General features: G+C 67.1%; 12 protein-coding genes. 6 read left to right on the top strand and 6 right to left on the bottom strand.

Annotated features, from left to right (window positions below):
* Positions 1 to 15: 15 nt before the first annotated feature.
* Both U5A52_RS27025 and U5A52_RS27030 read right to left on the bottom strand, forming a co-directional pair.
* Positions 16 to 4,488 carry a DNA translocase FtsK gene (locus U5A52_RS27025; protein WP_321936821.1) on the bottom strand — a complete coding sequence of 1,491 codons (4,473 nt, stop codon included), beginning with the start codon at positions 4,486 to 4,488 and terminating at the stop codon, positions 16 to 18.
* 211 nt (positions 4,489 to 4,699) lie between these two features.
* Positions 4,700 to 5,371: an META domain-containing protein gene (locus U5A52_RS27030; RefSeq protein WP_415774062.1), complete on the bottom strand. Its 672-nt coding sequence runs from the start codon at positions 5,369 to 5,371 to the stop codon at positions 4,700 to 4,702.
* A gap of 190 nt (positions 5,372 to 5,561) precedes the next feature.
* Between U5A52_RS27030 and purT the strand changes: the two genes are divergently transcribed.
* From purT to U5A52_RS27055, 5 genes are all read left to right on the top strand, one after another.
* Positions 5,562 to 6,785 (top strand): formate-dependent phosphoribosylglycinamide formyltransferase, encoded by a 1,224-nt coding sequence (gene purT, locus U5A52_RS27035; protein WP_069265349.1) that lies wholly within the window; start codon positions 5,562 to 5,564, stop codon positions 6,783 to 6,785.
* Positions 6,786 to 6,925: 140 nt separating this feature from the next.
* Positions 6,926 to 7,342, top strand: coding sequence for an MliC family protein (locus U5A52_RS27040; RefSeq protein WP_321936822.1), 417 nt, complete (start codon positions 6,926 to 6,928; stop codon positions 7,340 to 7,342).
* 115 nt (positions 7,343 to 7,457) lie between these two features.
* Positions 7,458 to 9,104: an acetolactate synthase large subunit gene (locus U5A52_RS27045; protein WP_321914716.1), complete on the top strand. Its 1,647-nt coding sequence runs from the start codon at positions 7,458 to 7,460 to the stop codon at positions 9,102 to 9,104.
* 36 nt (positions 9,105 to 9,140) lie between these two features.
* The gene (locus U5A52_RS27050) at positions 9,141 to 10,577 is read left to right on the top strand and encodes an aldehyde dehydrogenase family protein (RefSeq protein ID WP_321914715.1); all 1,437 of its coding nucleotides are present in this window, start codon (positions 9,141 to 9,143) and stop codon (positions 10,575 to 10,577) included.
* Between the two features lie 603 nt (positions 10,578 to 11,180).
* Positions 11,181 to 12,668, top strand: a complete 1,488-nt coding sequence (locus U5A52_RS27055; protein WP_321936823.1) for a DEAD/DEAH box helicase — start codon at positions 11,181 to 11,183, stop codon at positions 12,666 to 12,668.
* Positions 12,669 to 12,741: 73 nt separating this feature from the next.
* Here U5A52_RS27055 and gluQRS read toward each other — a convergent pair whose 3' ends face one another.
* Together gluQRS and U5A52_RS27065 are read right to left on the bottom strand one after the other, a co-directional pair.
* Positions 12,742 to 13,665: a tRNA glutamyl-Q(34) synthetase GluQRS gene (gluQRS, locus tag U5A52_RS27060; protein WP_321936824.1), complete on the bottom strand. Its 924-nt coding sequence runs from the start codon at positions 13,663 to 13,665 to the stop codon at positions 12,742 to 12,744.
* A gap of 9 nt (positions 13,666 to 13,674) precedes the next feature.
* The gene (locus U5A52_RS27065) at positions 13,675 to 14,556 is read right to left on the bottom strand and encodes a sulfurtransferase (RefSeq protein ID WP_321936825.1); all 882 of its coding nucleotides are present in this window, start codon (positions 14,554 to 14,556) and stop codon (positions 13,675 to 13,677) included.
* Positions 14,557 to 14,863: 307 nt separating this feature from the next.
* Between U5A52_RS27065 and dnaE the strand changes: the two genes are divergently transcribed.
* Positions 14,864 to 18,421 (top strand): DNA polymerase III subunit alpha, encoded by a 3,558-nt coding sequence (dnaE, locus tag U5A52_RS27070; RefSeq protein ID WP_321914711.1) that lies wholly within the window; start codon positions 14,864 to 14,866, stop codon positions 18,419 to 18,421.
* 73 nt (positions 18,422 to 18,494) lie between these two features.
* Here the strand turns inward: dnaE and U5A52_RS27075 are convergent, their stop codons facing one another.
* The gene (locus tag U5A52_RS27075) at positions 18,495 to 19,328 is read right to left on the bottom strand and encodes a glycosyltransferase family 2 protein (RefSeq protein ID WP_321936826.1); all 834 of its coding nucleotides are present in this window, start codon (positions 19,326 to 19,328) and stop codon (positions 18,495 to 18,497) included.
* Positions 19,325 to 20,140 (bottom strand): glycosyltransferase family 2 protein, encoded by an 816-nt coding sequence (locus U5A52_RS27080; protein ID WP_321914709.1) that lies wholly within the window; start codon positions 20,138 to 20,140, stop codon positions 19,325 to 19,327. The genes U5A52_RS27075 and U5A52_RS27080 overlap by 4 nt, the downstream gene beginning before the upstream one ends.
* Positions 20,141 to 20,277 lie beyond the last annotated feature (137 nt).

The raw sequence follows: 20,277 nt of genomic DNA on the forward strand, positions 1-20,277 counted from the left end.
GTTTCGCGCCTTTTTTTATTCGCCCTGGCCGCCGCCGGGCACGAGCACTTCGCGGCTGCCGTTGATGCCCATCGGCGAGACGAGGCCCGCCGTCTCCATTTGCTCGACCAGACGCGCAGCGCGGTTGTAGCCGATGCGCAACTGCCGCTGCACCGACGAGATCGACGCGCGCCGCGTGCGCACGACGAAGGCCACGGCCTCGTCGTAGAGCGGATCGGCCTCGGCGTCGGGCGAGTCGCCGAAGAGGTCCTGCGGCGCACCTTCGGAAGCCGGGCCGTCGAGAATGCCTTCGACGTACTCGGGCTCGCCAAACTGCTTCAGATACTCCACCACGGCGTGCACTTCCTCGTCGGCGACGAACGCGCCGTGCACGCGCTGCGGGTAGCCCGTGCCCGGCGGCAGGAACAGCATGTCGCCCTGGCCGAGCAGCGACTCCGCGCCCATCTGGTCGAGGATCGTGCGCGAGTCGATCTTCGACGACACCTGGAACGCCACGCGGGTCGGAATATTCGCCTTGATGAGCCCGGTGATCACGTCCACCGAAGGACGCTGCGTCGCAAGGATCAGGTGGATGCCGGCGGCGCGCGCCTTCTGCGCGAGACGCGCGATCAACTCTTCGATCTTCTTGCCCGCGACCATCATGAGGTCGGCGAGCTCGTCGATCACGACCACGATCATCGGCAGCGGCGAGAGCGGCTCCGGCGCTTCCGGCGTGAGCGAGAACGGGTTGCCGATCTTCTTTTCGTGCGCTTCGGCGTCACGGATCTTCTGGTTGAAGCCCGCGAGATTGCGCACGCCCACCGCCGACATCAGCCGGTAGCGCTTCTCCATTTCGCCCACGCACCAGTTGAGCGCGTTGGCGGCGAGCTTCATGTCGGTCACGACCGGCGCGAGCAGATGCGGAATGCCTTCGTACACGGAAAGCTCGAGCATCTTCGGGTCGATCATGATGAGCCGCACGTCCTCGGGCGTCGCCTTGTAGAGCAGCGAGAGGATCATTGCGTTGATCGCCACAGACTTGCCCGAACCGGTCGTGCCCGCGACGAGCATGTGCGGCGCCTTGGCGAGATCGGTGACGATCGGATGGCCGACGATGTCCTTGCCCATCGCGATCGTGAGCTTCGATTGCGAGCGATGGTACGGCGCCGATTCGAGGATCTCGGAGAGGCGGATCATCTGGCGGCGCGCATTCGGCAACTCGAGGCCCATGCAGGTCTTGCCGGGGATCGTTTCGACCACGCGGATCGACGTGAGGCCGAGGCCGCGCGAGAGGTCCTTCATGAGGCCGACGATCTGGCTGCCGCGCACGCCGAGCGCAGGCTCCACTTCGAAGCGTGTGATCACGGGGCCCGCCGACGCGCCGACCACCGTCACAGGGACCTTGAACTCCTGGAGGCGCTGCTCGATGAGCTGGCTCGTTTCGGCGAGCTTCTGCTCGGAGACCGGCTCGATCTCGGACGACGCGCGCTCGAGCAGTTCGAGCCCCGGCAGTTCGACCGCCGAGGCGCTCAGCGGCTCGAACGCGAAAGCCGTGGGCGCGTGGCCGCGTACGGCGGGGCGCTGGACTGCCGGTTCGGGCGCTTCGACGGCTTCGGGGGCTTCGATGACTTCGGGGGCTTCGATGACTTCGGGCTCGGGCTCGAAGGCGGGGCTCGCGGCGCCCGGTTCGGTCGCGACGGCGGGGTAGGGCGCCGCGATCGGTGTGGCAACCGGTACTGCGGGATGCGAAGGGCCAGGCGTGGACGTGGCTTCGGCAGGCGCGGGACGGTATTCCGGCTGCGGTTCGGCGACCCACGGCGGCGTTGCTACGGGTGCCGGCGTTTGCTGCACAGCGGGCAGGGGCGTCGCGTCGAAACCCGGTGCCGGAGTTGCCGGCGCTTCAATTGCCGGCAATGCTTGCGCCGCCGCGGCGTTCGCAAACTCATGCGCTTCATCGAAAACCGCGGGGTGCTCATCGACGACGCGCGCAACAGGGGCGAAAGACTCGCTCGCCTTGTGCTCTGCCGCCAGCGAAGGCGTTGCGTCGAACGGCGTCGCGGGAGCTGCATGCGCGACGGTGGGCGCGACAGGTGCAGGCGTTGCGCGCGCGGATGTTTCGAACGTGCGGCCGTATGTGCCGTACGCAGATTCGTCGAGGGTCGCCGCCGACGCTGTATCGACAACTTCGGTGCGGGTGCTTGCGTCCAGCGGTTGCTCGTCGCCGGGCGCTGCGTGATGCACAGGCGCCGCGGCCACCTCCGGTTGTGTCTCGCGAACGAAACGGGGCAAGTGCACGATGTTCGCCGCGTCCGATGCGTCGTTTGCATCCTGCGACTCGGCGGGAGCGGGCTGCGACGCTTGTACGCTTGCTGCAACCGGTGTGTGTGCGACTGCGGGTGCTGGCGCCGCAACGGCAGCAACTGCCACCTCAGGCGCGGGCGCCTGTTCCTGCGCCGACAACGGCGTGAACGTGTAGAACGGCTCGGCGGCGTGGGTTTCCGTGGGCGCGGCGGCCGACGGTTCGTCGTCGAGCAGGATCCATGGCATGCCGTGATCCAGCGTGGGCCAGGAGGACGGCGTTGCGGCCTCTGCCGCCGCGGCTTGCACAGGCTCGACGCCGGTCGCTGCGCTCAATGCGTCATGCGCGGCTTCGTCCACATGGGTGTGCACCGGTTGCCACGAAGTTGGCATTGCCGTGTCGTCGGCGCTGACCGTCTTCGGCTCGTATGCCGCGGCGCGCTGAATCTCGGAAGGGTAGGGGGCAGCCTTTGCAGCGGGCGTCCAGGGTGTCGACGTGTTGTGCGGCTGCAGCGCGGCGTGCACCTCGTCCAGCGATTGCACGCCCCGGTTCGGCGAGATGGCGTCATCGTCCTGCTGCGTGACTGGCGCGAACGTCGTTTCCACCGGCACGCCCGAAGGCGTCACCGGCAGCGCCGTCTTCGACATGTCTGGCGGGGCGCTCGGGAATTGCGCGTGCGCTTCCTCTTCGCCCGCGAGTGTGCCCGCTTCGTCGAGCGTGCGGCGTGCAAGGCTCGCGCCGGCGAGGGACGTCCAGCGTGCGGCGTTTTCTTCGATCGAACGCAACGTTTCGAGCACGCTCATCGACAGCGGCGCTTCCGCTTGCGGCGCGCTGGTGGACGCGGGGCGCGAGTACGCGGGCGTAGCGGGCGGCGTGTCGGCCAGTTGCGAGGTGAACGGCGCGCGTGGCGCAGCCATGGGCGGGCGAGGGTTCACGCGCGCCGGCTGGCCTTGCCAGACGTACGGACGCGGCGGCTTCGCGACGCGGGGCGGCGCTGCGGCCGCGGCGCGCGCTGCCGTGCTGCCTGCCGCGGGCGGCGGCGCCGAGCGGCGCGGCGTGACTGGCTGCGCGAACGGCGAAGTCAGCGGATCGAGCGGCGCCGGCGTCGAGCCGAACGCGGCACTGCGCGCGGCGGCTGCTGCCGCAGCGGTACCGGCCGCGAGCGGCGCACCGTGCACCGCTGCCGACGCCGACGCCGTGCGTGCGCCCACGGTCGCGGCGGCCATGGCCGGCCGCGCAAGGCCCGGCTCAGCGCGCCACGGCGCATTGGGTTGCGCGGGGATGCCCGGTGCGCCATGCACGCTCGCCATATCCGAGGCAGTGCCCGCGCCACGCGTTGGCTGGCGGCGCGCGTCGCCAAGCGGCGCGCCTTGCTGCAATGGCATGCGTGGCGGCTCCATCGGTGCTCTCGGCGCAGCGTGCACCGGAGCCGCCGGAGCACGCGTCCCGCGCAGCCAGTCGGCGGCCGCGGTCGGCTCGGAGCGTGCCCATGCCGCGGAGGAATCGGCCGGAGCCCGGAAACCTGGTTCGGCGCGCCACGGCGCGCTATCCGCAAAAGCGTCCTGCGCGGCGGCCGCGGTCGACGCTGCGCCGAGTCCCGCGGCCATCGCGCCGGCATTGCGCGAGAGATCGCGACCGTCGCGCACATCGCGCACATCGCGTGCATCGCGCGCTTCACGTGCAGGCGGGCGCCAGATCGTCGGCCGCTTGCGCCGTGCGCCGTCGCCGGGCATCGGCAGGTTGACGGTGGCGGCGCTATGGGCGGGAAGTCCCTCTTCGGCGGCGGCGCGGCGACTGCGGCGTTCGCGGCGCGGGCTCTCGTCGGTCTCGCGCGCGGCGCGGATGTTCAGGCCGAGCCCGAGCGAGATGTCGGCCCAGGCGAGGAATTCGCGCCAATGGAAGTCGAGCAGCCACGGCAAGCTCACGAGGAGGAGCGCCGTCATGGCGAGCGGCGCGGCCGCGTGGCCGATGAGCTTGCCGAGCCCGCCCAATAGTGCGTGGCCGAGCGCGTCGAAACCGGCGATGTCGATGAGCGTCGCCTCGAGCGCGCAGCTCGCGACGAGCACACCAAGGAAGCCGAGCCAGAGCCGGATCGTGCCCGGACCGCGCAGGCCCGCGCCGCCGGGCAGCACGGACTTGACGAGACGCCAGATCAGAGGGATGAACCAGACGGCCGAAACGCCGAACCAGCCAGGAACTACCGTGTGCATGCCAAAGATGTACGTAGAGAAGGTGTGCGACGTGTGGAGTGTAACCGCTCGGCCCCTGCGCGCCGCCATCCACTTGAGGACTGTGTTGCGCTCGGCCCGGCGGGCGTTGCGCGCCCGACACGCCAAAGACCCTGCGCACGCTGTTTTGGTTCGCGCGCAACAAAAAAAGAGCCGCGCCGGGCAAGGGCGCGGCGGTTCATGCGGGCAGCGTTCACTGCGCCGGTTTGGCGTCGGAGGCGGCGCCCGGCGCAACGCCGGGCTTGGCCTCGGCGCTTTGCTCGGCGAACGTCAGGCGGTCGCCGTTTTCGAGCACGAGAAAGAGCGATCGCGGAGGCCGCATCTGCACGCCCGAGCGCGCGATATGCGAGAGGGCTTCCAGGTAGGGGCCCTCGATATCGCCGCCCGCGCCGATGCACGCCATGCGCGTGCCCCCGAGCTGGCTGAACGAGAGCAGGCCGTTTTTCAGCGCATAGGCGCCGAAATAGCGGTTGCAGCCCGAAAAACCGCTCGCGCGGCGCTGGCCGCTCTCGGTCGAGAGGTCGAGCGTGATGGGGCGGACAACGGGGTTGTCGGTATTGCTGGCGTCGGCGTTCGGGCCCGGCACGGCGCGCAGCGTGCCGTCGGCGCGCTTCCACTCCGTGAGCTGCCAGTGCGTGTTGTCGAGCAACTGGGTCGTAGCGGGGTTGAACGGATCGGGCAGCGGCGCGGAGGCGTCTGTGTGCACCGGCAGCTTGCACGCGCACACGAGCAGGGCCGCAGCGAGCATCGCCGTGCGCGAGGCCAGCTTGCGCGCGAATACGCCGTGGGCCGGGCGCAGGCGCTGGCGCATATTCACGCGCGGACTCTGGCTCGGCGTCTGGCTGTGCGTCTGGCGGATAGGCATCGCATCGTTCCTCGTAATCGGCGAAGGCGTAAGCGTAACGCACCGCGCTGCAGCATGCGAGCGCAAACGTGCGCGCAAAGCGCGTGAAGCGGGTGGCCGCCGGCGGTCCGAAGCGCCTCGCCGCGGCAAGGCCGCGTGTTAACATCGGCGCTCTTACGCATTTGCGCCATACCGCCATTCTGGAGACATCATGCAAACCCGCCCCCGCATCGGCACGCCGCTTTCCGCTTCCGCCACCCGTGTCATGCTGCTCGGTGCGGGCGAGCTTGGCAAGGAAGTGATCATCGCGCTGCAGCGTCTTGGCGTTGAGGTGATCGCCGTCGATCGCTATGAAAATGCGCCTGGCCATCAAGTTGCGCATCGCGCGCACGTGATCGACATGGCCGATCCCAAGGCGCTGCGTGCGCTCATCGACGCCGAGCGCCCGCATCTCGTCGTGCCCGAAATCGAAGCGATCGCCACCGACGCGCTCGCCGCCGTCGAAGCCGAGGGCGTCGCCGAGGTGATCCCGACCGCCCGCGCCGCGCAGCTCACGATGAACCGCGAGGGCATCCGGCGCCTCGCCGCCGAGGAACTCGGCCTCGCCACTTCGCCCTACGCGTTTGCCGATTCGCTCGACGAGCTGAAGGCCGGCGTCGCCAAGGTGGGCTACCCGTGTGTGGTGAAGCCGGTGATGTCCTCGTCGGGCAAGGGGCAGTCGGTCGTGCGCAGCGACGCCGACGTCGAGCGCGCCTGGGACTATGCGCTCGCAGGCGGCCGTGTGAATCGCGGGCGCGTGATCGTCGAGGGCTTCATCAACTTCGACTATGAAATCACGCAGCTCACCGTGCGTGCCATCGACCCGGCGAGCGGCCAGGTGCAAACGTATTTCTGCGATCCGATCGGCCACCTCCAGGTGGACGGCGATTACGTCGAATCGTGGCAGCCGCAGCCGATGAGCGCGAAGGCGCTCGAGCGCTCGCGCGAGATCTCGCACAAGGTGACCGAGGCGCTGGGCGGCCGAGGCCTCTTCGGCGTCGAGCTGTTCGTGCGCGGCGACGAGGTGTGGTTCTCGGAAGTGAGCCCGCGTCCGCACGACACGGGGCTCGTCACGCTCGCCTCGCAGCGTTTCTCCGAGTTCGAGCTGCACGCGCGCGCGATCCTCGGTCTGCCTGTCGATACGACGGCGCGCGGTCCGGGCGCATCGGCGGTGATCTACGGCGGCATGGACGCGCGCGGCATCGCGTTCGAGGGCGTCGCGCAGGCGCTTGCCGTGCCGGGCGCGGACCTGCGCCTTTTCGGCAAGCCCGAGAGCTTCGTGAAGCGCCGCATGGGCGTTGCGCTCGCTACGGGCGCCGACACCGACGAGGCCCGCTCGCGCGCCCGCGAAGCGGCCGCGGCGGTGCGTCCGGTGCCGGGCGACGCCGCGCAGTGAGTGTGCGGCGAGCGCGCTGCGTTGGCCGCGCACAAGGCGGCGCTCGCGCGTGCCGGTTATCGTGTGAGCCCACCCTTCGCGCGTGAATGTGCCAGGCGGCGGCGTCACGCGCGGGGGCAACGCAACACACGGAGAACACGATGATCGATGGTCGAAGCGGCGCAATGCGCGCAATCCGCGTAGTTCAGCGCAGCGGCGCGCTTGCGCTGGCAGCCTGTGGTCTGGCGGCCGGGCTGCACCTCGACGCGGCGCACGCGGCCCCGCTCGAAGTGCGCGATATCCAGGTCCAGTCGCGCCACACGTTCAGCTACACCTGCGCGAACGGCAAGAGCTTCAAGGTCACCTATCTCAACGCGGCCAACGGCCAGAGCTTCGCGCTCGTGCCCGTGGAAGGCCGCAAGCTCCTCTTCGTCGGCGTGATCGCTGCCTCGGGCGTGAAGTACGTCGCCGAGCGCTACACCTGGTGGACCAAGGGTCCCGGCGCGGATCTCTACGACGTCACGTCCGACGCGAGCCCGAAGCCGGTGCTCTCCGGCTGCGCGACGATCATGCGCTAACGCCGCACGCACGCTTCACGACACATTCCGCCTTGCGGGAGTAACCTGTCGGCCTGTTCGCGAAGGCCGGCTGCCGCCCGCGCCGCCGGCCACGCTCTTGCCAACGAGGTGGTCGATGAAAGCATCGGATCTGTTCGTGAAGGCGCTCGAAGCCGAAGGCGTCGAATATGTGTTTGGTATTCCCGGGGAAGAAAACCTCGATCTGCTCGAATCGCTGCGGCGCTCGAAGATTCGTCTGATCGTCACGCGCCACGAGCAGGCCGCGGGCTTCATGGCCGCCACTTACGGACGGCTCACGGGCCGCACCGGCGTGTGCCTCGCCACGCTCGGGCCCGGCGCCACCAACTTCGTGACCGCCGCCGCGTACGCGCAGCTGGGCGGCATGCCCATGCTGATGGTCACGGGCCAGAAGCCCATCAAGTCGAGCAAGCAGGGCCACTTCCAGATCGTCGACGTGGTGCGCATGATGGAGCCGCTCACCAAGTACGCGCGGCAGATCGTCTCCATCGGCAATATTCCGGCGCTCGTGCGCGAGGCGTTTCGCCAGGCCGAGCAGGAGCGGCCCGGCGCCGTGCATCTCGAACTGCCCGAAGACGTAGCCGACGAAGAGGGCGACGGCAAGCCCATTCCCAAGAGCTTCAGCCGCCGGCCCGTGGCCGAGGAAAAAGCGGTTGCCCATGCGGTCGGGGCGATCTGCAAGGCGCGCCATCCGCTCCTCATGATCGGCGCGGGCGGAAACCGCAAGACCACGCGCAACGTGCTGCGCGAATTCGTCGACGAAACCGGCATCCCGTTCTTCACCACGCAGATGGGCAAGGGCGTGATCGACGAATCGCACCCGCTCTGGCTCGGCAACGCCACGCTCTCGGACGGCGACTTCGTGCACCGCGCGATCGAGCACGCCGACTGCATCATCAACGTCGGCCACGACGTGATCGAGAAGCCGCCGTTTTTCATGCGCAGCGCGGAAGAGAAAACCGTCATCCACGTGAATTTTCTCGGTGCGGAAGTCGACCCCGTGTATTTCCCGCAGATCGAGGTGGTGGGCGACATCGCCAACGCCGTGTGGCAACTCAAGGAAAGTCTCAAGCCGCGCGAGCACGCGTGGGACTTCGCCCGCTTCGAGGAGATCAAGCGCCATTTCGAGGCGCATCTTGCCAAAGGGCAGCACGACGAGCGCTTTCCCATGTATCCGGTGCGGCTCGTGCACGATGTGTACGACGCGATGCCCGACGACGGCATCCTGTGCCTCGACAACGGCATGTACAAGATCTGGTTCGCGCGCTACTACCGCGCGCGTGAGCCCAATTCGATCCTGCTCGACAACGCGCTCGCCTCGATGGGCGCGGGGCTGCCCTCGGCCATCGCCACCAAGATCGTGCATCCGCAGCGCAAGGTCGTGGCCGTGTGCGGCGACGGCGGTTTCATGATGAATTCGCAGGAGCTGGAAACGGCGGTGCGCCTGAAGCTCGATCTGGTCGTGCTGCTGCTGCGCGACGACGCGTTCGGCATGATCCGCTGGAAGCAGGAAAACATGAATTTCCCCGACTACGGGATGACGCTGCAGAACCCCGATTTTGTCGACTATGCGCAAAGCTACGGCGCGCATGGCCACCGCGTGGGCTCGGCGGACGAATTCAAGCCGCTCGTCGAGCAGTGTCTCGCCCAACCCGGCGTGCACCTGATCGACGTGCCCATCGATTACTCGGACAACGAGCGCGTGCTCAATCGCGACATCAAGCGCCTGAGCGCGCAGCTTTGACGCAGCTTTGACGTTGTCATTACGGAGAACCCCGTCATGCTCAAACCGACTTATCCGTACTACCTGGCCAACGAGGCCGTCGCCGCCAACACCGACCTCGAAGTCACCGACAAATACAGCGGCGAAGTCGCCACGCGCGTCGCGCTCGCCGACGCGAAAGCGATCGACCAGGCCATCGCCGCAGCCGAAGCCGCCATGCCCGCCATGCGCGCGTTCCCGCCGTACAAGCGCCAGGCCGTGATAGATCATTGCGTGGCGCGCTTTCGCGAGCGCTTCGACGAGCTGGCGATGGCGCTGTGCATCGAGGCGGGCAAGCCGATCAACGACTCGCGCGGCGAGGCGACGCGCCTGATCGACACGTTTCGCGTGGCCGCCGAAGAGAGCGTGCGTATCAACGGCGAGATCGTGAATCTCGAGATTTCGGCGCGCGCGAAGGGCTATCACGGCTACGTGAAACGCGTGCCGATCGGACCGTGCTCGTTCATTTCGCCGTTCAATTTCCCGCTCAATCTGGCTGCGCACAAGGTCGCACCGGCGCTCGCCGCCGGCGTGCCGTTCGTGCTGAAGCCCGCGAGCCGCACGCCGGTGGGCGCGCTGATCATCGGCGAGGTGCTGGCGGAGACGGATTTGCCCAAGGGCGCCTTCTCGATCCTGCCCGCGCACCGCGACGGCGCCGACCTCTTCACGACCGACGAGCGCTTCAAGCTGCTCTCGTTCACGGGCTCGCCCGCGGTGGGCTGGGACCTCAAGAGGAAGGCCGGCAAGAAGAAGGTGGTGCTGGAGTTGGGCGGCAACGCGGCGGCCATCGTCGACGCCGATCAGGGCGGCAAGCTGGACTATGTGGTCGAGCGCCTCGCGTTCGGCGCGTACTATCAGTCGGGACAGAGCTGCATTGGCGTGCAGCGCATTCTCGTGCACGCGTCGCTTTACGACGCGCTGCGCGAAAAGCTCATCGCCAAGGTCAAGACGCTCAAGATGGGCGACCCGAAGGACGAGAACACCTTTGTCGGGCCGATGATCTCCGAATCCGAGTCGAAGCGCCTCGCAGGCTGGATGGAGAGCGCGGTGCTCGCGGGCGCGAAGATCATCGCGGGCGGCAAGGTGGACGGCGCGATGTTCGAGGCCACGTTGCTCGAGAACGTGGGCCGCGACACCGACCTCTACCGCAAGGAGGCGTTCGGGCCGGTGGCGATCCTGGAGCGCTTCGACGACTTCGGCAAGGCTTTGGAGATCGTCAACGACAGCGATTTCGGCCTGCAGGCCGGCGTGTTCACCGACTCGCTCGCCAACGCGCACCGCGCGTGGGACGGCCTCGACGTGGGCGGCGTGGTGATCAACGATATTCCGTCATTTCGCGTCGATAACATGCCGTACGGCGGCGTGAAGGACTCCGGCCTCGGGCGCGAGGGCGTGCGCTACGCGATCGAGGACATGACTGAGCTGCGGCTGATGGTGATGCGCGAGACGTGGTGAGCAGCGGGCCCGGAGAAAAAAGGGCGCGATGCATCGTCGCACGGCGCACGGGGTTCTCCCGTGCGCCGTGTTGCAGAACGCATGGCCTGCTGCCATAGGGATTTATGCCAAGGTGCTACAATACCGGCCTTTCGGCCCTTTGCGCCTGCCGCAACGGGCGGGCAGAACGCCGGCAGGGCGCGGGTGACACGCGAGTAACAAGCGAGTGACACGCGAGTGACAAGCGGGCGACAAGCCGCCCCGAGGCTTGCTGGATCGGCCTGAAATGCCGGTCGGGCCGTTTTGACCAATCCGGTGCGCGCGCCAGTCGATAGACGAGGGCGGCGCCGGAACCATCTGGAATCGAGTGAGTCTGGCCGGGTTGAACCCGAGCGAGCGCGGCGATGGAGCCAGCGCCCCGTCCCCGGCAGATTCTCTCGTCGTCCACGGGCCATCCCGGGCCATCCGTTTGCCGGGAGGCCCTCGCGGGCGTGCGTTCCGCCCGTCGCCGCAGGGCGCCTGACGTGTTGTCCGGCGCCTTTGCATCGACCTGCAATGCCCAGCAGTGACCTTTTGAGGCGCTCCCGCGCCTTGCGCGAATAGCGCCTTTATAGCGAAGCCACCATGTCCGACACAGCCGTCACGCCCAGCACTGCGAACTTTGACCAGTTTGGTCTGGCCCCCGAAATCCTCCGGGCCATCAAGGAGCAAGGCTACACGACGCCCACGCCGATCCAGGCGCAGGCGATTCCCGTGGTGCTCACGGGCCGCGACGTGATGGGCGCCGCGCAAACCGGCACGGGCAAGACCGCGAGTTTCTCGCTGCCGATCCTGCAACGCCTCCTGCCGATGGCGAGTACGAGCGCTTCGCCTGCACGCCATCCGGTGCGCGCGCTGATTCTCACGCCTACGCGAGAGCTGGCCGATCAGGTCGCGAACAACGTGCGCACCTACGCGCAGCACACGCCGCTGCGCAGCGCGGTGGTGTTCGGCGGCGTCGACATGAATCCGCAGTCCGACGAGCTGCGCCGCGGCGTGGAAATCCTGATCGCGACACCTGGCCGCCTGCTCGACCATGTGCAGCAAAAGACCACGAGCCTCGGCCAGGTGCAGATGCTCGTGCTCGACGAAGCCGACCGCATGCTCGACATGGGCTTCCTGCCCGACCTGCAGCGCATCCTGAACCTGCTGCCGAAGGAGCGCCAGACGCTGCTGTTCTCGGCCACGTTCTCGGGCGAGATCAAGAAGCTTGCCGCGACCTATCTGCGCACGCCGCAGACCATCGAGGTGGCGCGCAGCAACTCCACGGCGACCAACGTCACCCAGGTCGTGTACGAAGTCGCCGAGGGCGACAAGACCGGCGCGGTCGTTCAGCTGATCCGCGACCGCGGTCTCAAACAGGTGATCGTGTTCTGCAACAGCAAGATCGGCGCGAGCCGCCTGGCCCGCCAGATCGAAAAGCAGGGCATCGTCGCGGCGGCGATTCACGGCGACCGCTCGCAGAACGAGCGCATGCAGGCGCTCGACGCCTTCAAGCGCGGCGAAATCGAAGCGCTCGTGGCGACCGACGTGGCCGCGCGCGGCCTCGACATCGCGGAGCTGCCCGCCGTCATCAACTTCGACCTGCCTTTCAACGCCGAAGACTATGTGCACCGCATTGGCCGCACGGGCCGCGCAGGCGCCTCGGGTGACGCGCTTTCGCTGTGCAGCCCGAACGAGAAGAAGCAACTCGCCGATATCGAGAAGCTCATCAAGCGTCCGCTGACCGTGGAGCGCCTCGTGGTCGACGTGCCGGTGCCGCATCACGAAGGCGGTAGCCGCCGCCGGGAGCGCGACGGTCATGAAGGCCGCGAAGGGCGCGGCGAACGCGGCGAGCGCGGTGTGCACCGCCGTGCGGCGTCGTTCGACCGCCCGCATCATCATCGTTCGCAGCCGATCGACGATTTTTTCCTGAAGCCTTACGAGCCTTCGGCTAACGCGCGCAGCAAGGCTGAAGACAAGCCCGCGAACACCGCACCGCAAAAACAGCAGTCGAAGCAGCCGCTCGCAGCGCTGTTGGGTGGTCTCGGCTCGTCGTGGCGCAACAAGCCGACGTCGTCTTCGTCGAACTGAGTTTGAGCGCGCGAAGCGGCGCGCGACACAACGATAAAACGGCATGTCGCCTTCAACGACATGCCGTTTTTGTTTAGGTGGCCGGCAATTGCGCGAGCCGCCGCTTCCACGCTTCGATCGCGTCTCGCTGGAACGCTTCGAGCGTTGCGGGCGAAGGGTCGTGCAATTCGAGGCCCAGATGCCGCGCCGCGGCCAGCAACGCTCCCAGCGGGCGTGACGCATCGAGCGCTTGTGCCCCGGTCTGCTTCGAGAGCTTGTCCCCTTCCGCGTTCGTCACAACAGGCACGTGCAGGTAGGCGGGCGTTGGCACGCCAAGGCACTGCTGGAGCCAGATTTGCCGCGCTGTTGAGTCGAGCAGGTCCGCGCCGCGCACCACGTGCGTAATGCGTTGTTCGGCGTCGTCCACAACCACGGCGAGCTGGTAGGCCCATTGGCCGTCGGCGCGCAGGAGCACGAAATCGCCGACTTCGGTTGCGAGGTCTTGCTGCTGCGGGCCTTGCCAGCGGTCGTCGAAGCGGATCAGCGCGGGGTTTTGTGTCCTGGAAGGCGCGTCGTCGGGCACACGCAGCCGCCACGCGCGCGCTGGCTTGCCGTGCAGGCCCGCGCGGCAGGTGCCCGGATAGATCAGCGTGGTGTTGCGCTGGTGCGCACGCACTTGCGAATCGGCGATTTCCTTGCGCGTGCAGCCGCACGCGTACACGTGGCGCGAGGCGATCAGCCGGTCGAGCGCCGCGCGGTACAGGCCGGTGCGGCGGCTCTGCCATTGCGGCGGCTCGTCGGCGTGAAAGCCGAAGGCCGCAAGCGTCGTGAGAATGTCTTCGGCTGCGCCCGGCACGGTGCGCGGGCCGTCGATGTCTTCCACGCGCACGAGCCACGCGCCGCCATGCGCTCGCGCGTCGAGCCAGCTCGCGAGCGCCGAAACGAGCGAGCCGAAGTGCAGCGGGCCAGTGGGCGAGGGCGCGAAGCGCCCGCGATACCCTTGCGGCGATGCGCTCACGCGCGCGGCTTAAGCGGCAGCCTGGGCCGCCGTATCCGTCGCGCCCGCGCGCTCCGGATGGCACGCCGGGCAGCTCTTGCCTGCCACGTAGAGCGGGGAAGCCTGCTCTTGCGGCGTGACGACGGCGCGGCACGCGAAGCACTGCACGGTGTCCGTCGGTTCGAGCTGCGGATTGAGCGCGGTGCGCTGGTCGAACACGAAGCAGTCGCCGTTGTAGTGCGCGCCGCCCACTTCCTCGAAGTACTTGAGAATGCCGCCTTCGAGCTGGTAGACGCTTTCGATGCCCACTTCCTTCATGTGGATCGCGGCCTTTTCGCAGCGAATGCCGCCCGTGCAGAACGACACGACCGTCTTGCCTTCGAGGTCGGCGCGGTTCGCTTCGATCACGCCCGGGAATTCGCTGAACTTGTCGATGCGGTAGTCGAGCGCGTTATCGAACGTGCCGACATCGATTTCGAACGCGTTGCGCGTGTCGAGCATGACAACGGGGCGGCCTTCGTCGTCGAAGCCGCGGTCGAGCCATTGCTTGAGCACGACCGGCGCCACGGAAGGCGCGCGGCCTTCTTCGGGGCGGATCGCGGGCTTCTTCATCGTGATGATCTCGCGCTTCAGGCGCACGAGCATACGGTTGAAGGGCCGCGATTCGGAGAAGCTTTCCTTGAACCGCAGCGTTGCGAACTTGCCTTCGAAGAGCGGGTCGTGGTTGATGTAGTCCATGAAGGCGCGCACGTTGCCTTCATCGCCGGCGACGAACAGGTTAATGCCTTCTGGCGCGAGCAGGATCGTGCCCCGCAAATTGAGCGATTGGCAGCGCTCGAGCACGAGCGGACGCCACTCGGCGGTCTTCTCGAGCGTGGCGAACTGGTAGGCGGATAGATTGAGGATACGCATGGTGCAACGGGAAAGGCGCTATCAAAGCGCGTGAAACTGGAGCCGGGCGCGCGTGGTGCGTCGCTTGCTGCGTCGCGTACTGCCTGTTCGCTGCGGGTCCCCGAAAACGGGAATTGGGGCAGGGCGCGCGCCGGGCGCAATCCGCTATTATCCCTCAATCGCGCCTCGCGCCGCCTGCGGCGTAGACGACACACCGTGCGGCGGCCTGCGCTCGCGCAAGCACTTGTCCAGATCGGTTGGGCCGCCCCGGCCACTGTCGCGCGCGCATGCGAGCGAGCGCCGATAATCGCGTGCCCCTGAAGGTACAATGACGCCCATGTCAGATCCCCGCTTCGTCCATCTCCGCGTCCATTCCGAATTCTCGATTGCCGACGGCATCGTACGCCTCGACGACCTCGTCAAGGCGGCGGCCAAAGACGGCCAGGGCGCGCTCGCGCTCACCGACTTAGGCAACGCATTCGGCCTCGTCCGTTTCTACAGCGAAGCGCGCGGCAAAGGGGTCAAACCCATTGCCGGCTGCGACGTCTGGATCACGAATCCCGACGACCGCGACAAGCCGTCGCGCCTTCTGCTGCTGGTGAAGGACAAGCGCGGCTATCTGAATCTGTGCGAACTGCTTTCCAAGGCGTGGCTCACGAACCAGTACCGCGGCCGCGCGGAAGTCGACGTCGCGTGGCTCGAAGAAGGTCTGGCCGAGGGCCTGCTCGCGATCTCGGGCGCGCAGCAGGGCGACGTGGGTCTCGCGCTCGCGGCGGGCAATGCCGAAAGTGCGAAGCGCCATGCGCAGCGCTGGGCGAAGCTGTTTCCGAACGCGTATTACATCGAACTGCAGCGCTGCGGCCAGCCCGGCGGCGAGCAATATGTCGAGCAGGCCGTGGCGCTCGCGTCGCAACTGAAGCTGCCGGTGGTCGCCACGCACCCCATGCAGTTCATGACCGACGAGGAATACACCGCGCACGAAGCGCGCGTGTGCATCTCGGAAGGCGACATCCTCGCGAATCCGCGCCGCCAGAAACGTTTCACGACCGATCAGCGTTTTCGCACGCAGGAAGAAATGGCCGCGCTGTTCGCGGACATTCCGTCGGCCATTGCGAACACCATCGAAATCGCCAAGCGCTGCAACCTCACGCTCGAACTCGGCAAGCCGAAGCTGCCGCTCTTCCCGACGCCCGACGGCCTGTCGCTCGACGACTATCTCGTGCAGCTTTCGAAAGAAGGCCTCGAAAAGCGCCTCGTGCAGCTGTATCCGAACGAAGCCGAACGCGAGCAGGAGCGCGCGCGCTACAACGAGCGTCTCGAATTCGAGTGCGGGACCATCATCAAGATGGGTTTCCCGGGCTACTTCCTGATCGTTGCGGACTTCATCAACTGGGCCAAGAACAACGGCGTGCCGGTGGGACCGGGCCGGGGCTCGGGCGCGGGTTCGCTCGTCGCCTACGCGCTCGGCATTACCGACCTCGATCCGCTGCGCTACAACCTGCTGTTCGAGCGCTTCCTGAATCCGGAACGCGTTTCGATGCCCGACTTCGACATCGACTTCTGCCAGCATGGGCGCGACCGCGTCATTCAGTACGTGAAGGAGAAGTACGGCGCCGATGCGGTTTCGCAGATCGCCACCTTCGGCACGATGGCTGCGAAGGCGGCGGTGCGCGACATCGGCCGCGTGCTCGATCTCGGCTACAACTTCACCGACGGCGTGGCCAAGCTCATTCCGTTCAAACCCGGCAAGCACGTCACGATTGCCGACGCGATGAAGGAAGAGCCGCTCCTGCAGGAGCGCTACGACAACGAAGACGAAGTGCACCAGCTGCTCGACCTCGCGCAGCTCGTGGAAGGTCTCACGCGTAACGTGGGCATGCACGCGGGCGGCGTGCTGATCGCGCCCGGCAAGCTGACGGATTTTTGCCCGCTCTATACGCAGGGCGACGAAAGCGGCGTCGTGAGCCAGTACGACAAGGACGACGTGGAAGCCGTCGGCCTCGTGAAGTTCGACTTTCTGGGCCTGACCACGCTCACGATTCTCGACTGGGCCGAGCGCTATATCCGCATGCTCGACCCGTCGAAGAAAGACTGGTCGCTCGCCGAGGTGCCGCTCGACGACGCGCCGTCGTTCCAGATCCTCAAGAAGGCCAACACGGTCGCCGTGTTCCAGCTGGAAAGCCGCGGCATGCAGGGCATGCTGAAGGACGCGCAGCCCGACCGCTTCGAGGACATCATCGCGCTCGTGGCGTTGTATCGTCCGGGCCCGATGGACCTGATCCCGAGCTTCTGCGCGCGTAAGCACGGCCGCGAAGTGGTGGAGTATCCCGATCCGCGCGTCGAACCTGTTCTGAAAGAGACCTACGGCATCATGGTCTATCAGGAGCAGGTGATGCAGATGGCGCAGATCATCGGCGGCTATTCGCTCGGCGGCGCCGACTTGCTGCGCCGCGCGATGGGTAAGAAGAAGCCCGAGGAAATGGCCAAGCACCGCGAAATTTTCGCGGAAGGCGCGGCGAAGAACGGCCTCACGCGCGAGAAGGCCGACGAAACCTTCGACTTGATGGAGAAGTTCGCGGGCTACGGCTTCAACAAGTCGCACGCGGCCGCCTACGCGCTGCTCGCCTATCACACGGCGTGGCTCAAGGCGCACCATCCGGCGGAATTCATGGCGGCGAATATGTCGCTCGCCATGGACGACACCGACAAGGTGAAGATCCTCTTCGAGGACTGCCTGACCAACAAGATGGCCGTGCTGCCGCCGGACGTGAACGCTTCGGCGTATCGCTTCGAGCCGGTGGCCGACTCGAACGTCGCAGAAGGCAAGCGCTCGCGCACGATCCGCTACGGTCTGGGCGCGATCAAGGGCAGCGGCCAGAACGCCATCGAAGAAATCTTGCGCGCGCGCGAGGAGGGCGGTCCCTTCAAGGATCTGTTCGACTTCTGCGAGCGCATCGACCGTCGTCTCGTGAATCGCCGCACGATCGAAGCGATGATCCGCGCCGGCGCATTCGACACGATTCACGCAAACCGCGCACAGTTGCTGGCCTCCGTGCCGATGGCGATGGAAGCCGCCGACCAGGCGAGCGCCAACGCCATGCAGGCGGGCCTGTTCGATATGGGCGACGCGCCGCTCGCCGCGCATGAACTGGTCGACGAACCCGCGTGGGGCGAGAAGCGCAAGCTTCAGGAAGAGAAGGCCGCGCTCGGCTTCTACCTCTCGGGGCACCTCTTCGACGCCTACAAGGACGAAGTGCGCCGCTTCGTGCGCCAGAAGATCGGCGAGCTGAAGGAAGGGCGCGACAAGCTCATCGCGGGCGTGATCGCTTCGTTGCGCACGCAAATGACCCAACGCGGCAAGATGCTGATCGCGTTGCTCGACGACGGCACCGGCCAGTGCGAAGTGACGGTGTTCAACGAGCAGTTCGAAGCGCACAAGGCGCTCTTCAAGGAAGACGAGCTGCTAGTCGTGCAGGGCGGGGCGCGCAATGACGCGTTCACGGGCGGCATTCGCTTTACCGTCGATACGGTGATGGATCTCGAGCGCGCGCGCAGCCGCTACGCGCAGGCCGTGAAGCTGCAGATGAACGGCAACGCCAATGCGCTCGCGCTGCGCACGGTGCTCGAAGCGTATCGCGCGAAGCCCGACGACTCGCTGCCGGCGCCGGCCGCGCAAGCGCGTGGGCGCGGCGGCTTCGGGCGCGATCGCGGCGATCGCCCGCAAGCAGTCATTCCGAATGGACTCGCGGTGCAGATTGCCTACCGCAACGATCGGGCCGAAGGCGAAGTGCGCTTGGGCGACGCCTGGCGCGTCAAGCCCTCCGACGACCTGCTCGCCGCGCTGCGCGGCGAGTTTGCGGGCAGCGAGATCGAGATCGTTTATTGACGGGGAATGGGCGGCAGGCGGCGCGGGAGTTTTCACGCTGCCATGCCGCGCCGTCGGTCGGGCAATCGCGTGATCAAGTCGCGAGTTCGGCCAGACCCCGTTCGGCGCGCACGGTGCCATCTGCAATACGCGCCTTGACCCGCTGCTCATTGGAGTTGGCCTGGTCACGCGGTTGCTCGCGGTGCCACAGGTGGAAGATCTCCGTGGCGTAGGCGCCGAGCTTGCGGTGCACGCCGCCGTTGGCGAGGCGTGCCACGAAATCGGCGTCCTCGTGCCCCCAGCCGGTGAAGCTGGTGTCGAATCCGTTCACGCGCTCGATATCGCTGCGCCAGGCGCTCATGTTGCAGCCCTTGATGCCGCGCCACTTGAACTGCTCGATCACGCGCCACTTGCGGTCCGGCAGCTTGACGAAGAGGGGCGCCATCTTGTTGACGTGGCCACCAAGGCGTTGCCGCACCCAGAAGCCAAAGCCCTGGTCCGCCAACGGCAGCATCTGGCCGATCACCGCTTGCGTGAGCGTTTCGTCGAGCAGGATGCGGCTACCGGTGATGATGGCTCGCTCGCTTGCAAGCTGCCGGTGGCGCGCAACGAAATCGTGTTGCGCCACGCAGTCGCCGTCGAGGAAGATCAGGTAGTCGCCACGGGCCTGCACGATGCCCTTGTTGCGGATCTCGGCAAGGCGAAAGCCGTCGTCCGGGTGCCACACATGCTCCATGCGCACCGGGCTCGCCGCTGCGCAGCGCTCCACGGTTTCGCGGGTCGCGTTGGCCGAGCCGTCGTCGGCGACGATGATTTCGTAGTGCGTGTCGGATTGCGCGCTCAGGCTCGCGAGGACCCGCTCGAGCGCATCGGGCCGGTTATAGGTGCTGACGATCACCGAAACCAGCATGTCGCGGCGCGCGTTCATCGGCGCTCCGCTGCGGCGTCGCGGGATTGTGCCGCGGTGGACTGCTGCGTTTCGAGGAGCATGAGCTTCAGGTAGCGGTAGTAGGTGCCTTCGGCGTTGGAGATCGCCAGCACGAAGCCCATCTTGCCGTCGAGAAAGCCGCGCTGGATGATCCAGCTGCGCACGAAAGACCAGAAGCCGTGCAGCAGCGCCTTGCGCAGGCCGCCGCGTTTGCCGCGCGCCGCGCCCTGGGTCGCGCCGTAGGTCGAATAGCTGTCGATCTTGCCGAGCACCTCGGAGAAGTCGCGAAAGCTGTAGTGAATCAGCGCCTGGGCGAGCGTGCCGACGCGCGCCTCGGGCGCGGCGATCACGCGCTCGTGCACGAGATCGTTCGAGAAGCGCGCTACGTCGCGGCGAAAGAGCCGCGTCACATAGTCGGGCGACCAGCCGGAATGGCGGATCCACGTGCCGCAGTAATTCGACTGGCGCGGCACACGGAACAGGTCGGCCCCGTTCGCCTTGACGCTCGCGAGAATCTCGTCGCGCAACGCCGGGGACACGCGTTCGTCGGCGTCGAGCGAGAGAATCCAGGGGCCGCGGGCGGCGTCGAGCGCGCGCTGTTTCTGTGGCCCGAAACCGGGCCAGTCAGTCTCGACGACCGTTGCGCCGAACTCGCGGCAAATGGCCTGGGTGCCGTCCGTGCTGCCCGAGTCGAGCACGACGATTTCGTCCACCCAGCCGTGCACGGAAGCGAGGCAGTCGCGAATATCGTGTGCTTCGTTTTTGACGATGACGATGACACTGATCGCATCGGGTTTGGCGCTGTCGTTCATCGGCGCTGGCTCGCGATGGCTGGAAGAAGGTGAAGAGGGTGAGCGGGCCGGCTAGCGCCGCCTTGCGTTCGGAGAACACTCCGCGAGCAAGCGTGTTACTGCGCGCGTTCGTGCCCCCGAAGCCGAATCGGTGAGTA

This window comes from Paraburkholderia sp. J8-2, assembly GCF_905220195.1.
Taxonomy (GTDB): Bacteria; Pseudomonadota; Gammaproteobacteria; order Burkholderiales; family Burkholderiaceae; genus Paraburkholderia.